Source organism: Streptomyces sp. NPDC057638 (assembly GCF_042800315.1).
Taxonomy (GTDB): domain Bacteria; phylum Actinomycetota; class Actinomycetes; order Streptomycetales; family Streptomycetaceae; genus Streptomyces.
Map to the genome: position 1 here is coordinate 1 of NZ_JBHVHF010000540.1, position 2,668 is coordinate 2,668.

At 74.7% G+C, this 2,668-nt stretch carries 2 protein-coding genes; both read right to left on the reverse strand.

What is annotated here, in order from left to right; translation table 11 throughout:
* Nucleotides 1-1,600: type I polyketide synthase (locus ACFVIM_RS34520; RefSeq protein WP_384310174.1), on the reverse strand; the 1,600-nt coding region annotated here is incomplete at its 3' end.
* The coding region (locus tag ACFVIM_RS34525) for a KR domain-containing protein (RefSeq protein ID WP_384310176.1) at nucleotides 1,600-2,668 on the reverse strand (1,069 nt) is incomplete at its 5' end. The genes ACFVIM_RS34520 and ACFVIM_RS34525, both read right to left, overlap by 1 nt.

Below are 2,668 nucleotides of genomic sequence, written 5' to 3' on the forward strand. Positions count from 1 at the left end.
CGTCAGCGTAGGCACCGAGGACCACCGCGCGGTGCTCGAACCGCCCGCGCGACGACAGCAGCGACCAGCCGACCGCGCCCGCGTCAGCCTCACCCACCGCACCCAGCGCGGCGGCCTGACCCCGCAGCGCCGCCGCACTCCGACCCGACAGCAGCCACGGAACCAGGGTCGTGGTGGCAGGTGTCTCCGGCTCCGCCGCAGCGGCCGGGGCCTCCTCCAGCACCACATGGGCGTTGGTGCCGCTGCCGCCGAACGACGAGACGCCCGCCCGGCGCGGCCGGTCCGCCGACGACGGCCACTCCCGCTGCCGCGCCAGCAGCTCCACCGCACCGGCCGACCAGTCCACATGCGTGGACGGCGTCCCGACGTGCAGCGTCTTCGGCAGCACACCGTGCCGCATCGCCAGCACCATCTTGATCACCCCGGCGATGCCGGAGGCGGCCTGCGTATGACCGATGTTGGTCTTCACGGAGCCGAGCCACAGGGGGTCGCCCTCGCCCCGGCCCTGGCCGTAGGTGGCGAGGAGCGCCTGGGCCTCGATCGGGTCGCCGAGCGAGGTGCCCGTGCCATGCGCCTCGACGGCGTCCACATCGCTGGTGGACAGGCTCGCGTCGGCGAGGGCCTGGCGGATGACGCGCTGCTGGGACGGGCCGTTGGGCGCGGTCAGACCGTTGGAGGCGCCGTCCTGGTTGGTGGCCGTGCCCCGGATCACCGCGAGCACCCGGCGCCCGTGGCGGCGGGCGTCCGAGAGCCGCTCCAGCAGCAGGACACCGACGCCCTCGCCCCAGCCGGTGCCGTCGGCGTCCTCGGAGAACGCCTTGCAGCGGCCGTCGACGGCGAGCCCCGACTGGCGGCTGAACTCGGTGAAGTTACGGGTGCTGCCCATGACGGTGGCCCCGGCGGCGAGCGCGAGGGAGCACTCGTCGGCGCGCAGCGCCTGCACGGCGAGGTGCAGTGCGACGAGGGAGGAGGAGCACATGGTGTCGACGGTGACGGCGGGCCCCTCCAGGCCCAGGGTGTAGGCGATCCGGCCGGAGAGGACGGCGCCGGAGTCCCCGGTGAGGAGATGGCCCTCCACGCCTTCGGGCACCGTGCGGACCCGGGAGCCGTACCCCTGGTTGCTGGCGCCGACGAAGACCCCGGCGCGCTCGCCCCGCAGGCGTTCGACATCGAGTCCGGCGCGCTCGAAGACCTCCCAGGAGGTCTCCAGCAGCAGCCGCTGCTGCGGGTCCATGGCGATGGCCTCACGCGGGCTGATCCCGAAGAAGCCGGGGTCGAACTCGGCGGCGTCGCGCAGGAAGGCGCCCTGGCGGGTGTAGCTGGTGCCGGGGTGGTCGGGGTCGGGGTGGTAGAGCCGCTCCAGGTCCCAGCCGCGGTCGGCGGGGAAGTCGCCGACGAGGTCGGCGCCGGAGGCGATCAGTTCCCAGAACTCCTCGGGTGTGCGGGCCCCGCCGGGGTAGCGGCAGCTCATCGCGACGATGGCGATGGGCTCGTGCCGCCGGTCCTCCAGGTCCCGCAGGCGCTTGCGGGTCGACCGCAGGTCCGCCGTGACCCGGTTCAGATAGTCGCGGAGCCGCTGCTCGTTCGCGCCGACGCTCATCAGATGCCCAACTCCCGGTCGATCAGCTCGAAGATCTCGTCATTGCTCGCCGCCGCGAGGTCGTCGCCGTCCGCGTCCGTGGCGGGGTCGGTGGCGGGGTCCGCGGTGGTCGGCTCCATCCGGCGCAGCAGGGCGCGCAGCCGGTCGGTGACCTCCTGGCGGGTGCGCTCGTCCGGGGTGGCGGACGCCGTCAGGGCGCTCTCCAGCCGGGCGAGTTCATCCAGCGCGGTGGCGGTGGTTCCGGCCAGCAGGTCCCGCAGATGGCGGGCGAGCACGGCCGGGTTGGGATGGTCGAAGACGGTGGTCGGGGGGAGCCGCAGTCCGGTGGCCGCGTTGAGGCGGTTGCGGAACTCCAGGGCGGTCAGCGAGTCGAAGCCGACCTCCTTGAAGGGGCGGCGCGGCTGGATGTCCTCGGGGCGGCCCGCCTTGAGGACGGCGGCGGCTTCCTTCCGTACCAGGTCGGTCAGGAGGGTCTCCTGTTCGGCGGCGGGCAGGCCGGTGAGGCGGGCGGCGAGACCCGTCTCCTGGGGCGCCGTGGTCACGGGTCCGGCCTCGCGGGCCGCGACGAGGTCGGCGACGAGCCGCCGGGGCCGGTCCATGGTGTAGAGGGGCAGGAAGCGGTCGAGGTCGAAGGCGGCGACGGCGACGGCGGTGTCCTGGCGGCCGACGGCGAGCGCGAGGGCCTCGACGGCGAGTTCGGGCCGCATCAGCCGGACCCCGCGCCGGGTGAGGAGGTCGGCCACCTCGCCCTCGACCATGCCGCCGCCGTCCCAGGCGCCCCAGGCGATGGCGGTGGCCGTCTCGCCCCGGGCGCGGCGCTGGTGGGCGAGGGCGTCGAGATGGGCGTTGGCGGCGGCGTAGCCGCCCTTGCCGCGGTCGCCCCAGGTCCCGGCGCCGGAGGAGAAGAGGACGAACGCGTCCAGTTCGGCGCCCCGGGTCAGCTCGTCCAGATGACGGGCGCCGTCGGCCTTGGCCCGGATGACCGTGGCGAGGTCGGCGGGGGTGAGGTCGGCGACGGGGATCTCGTCCTGGGTGAGTCCGGCGGTGTGGACGACGGCGGTCAGGGGC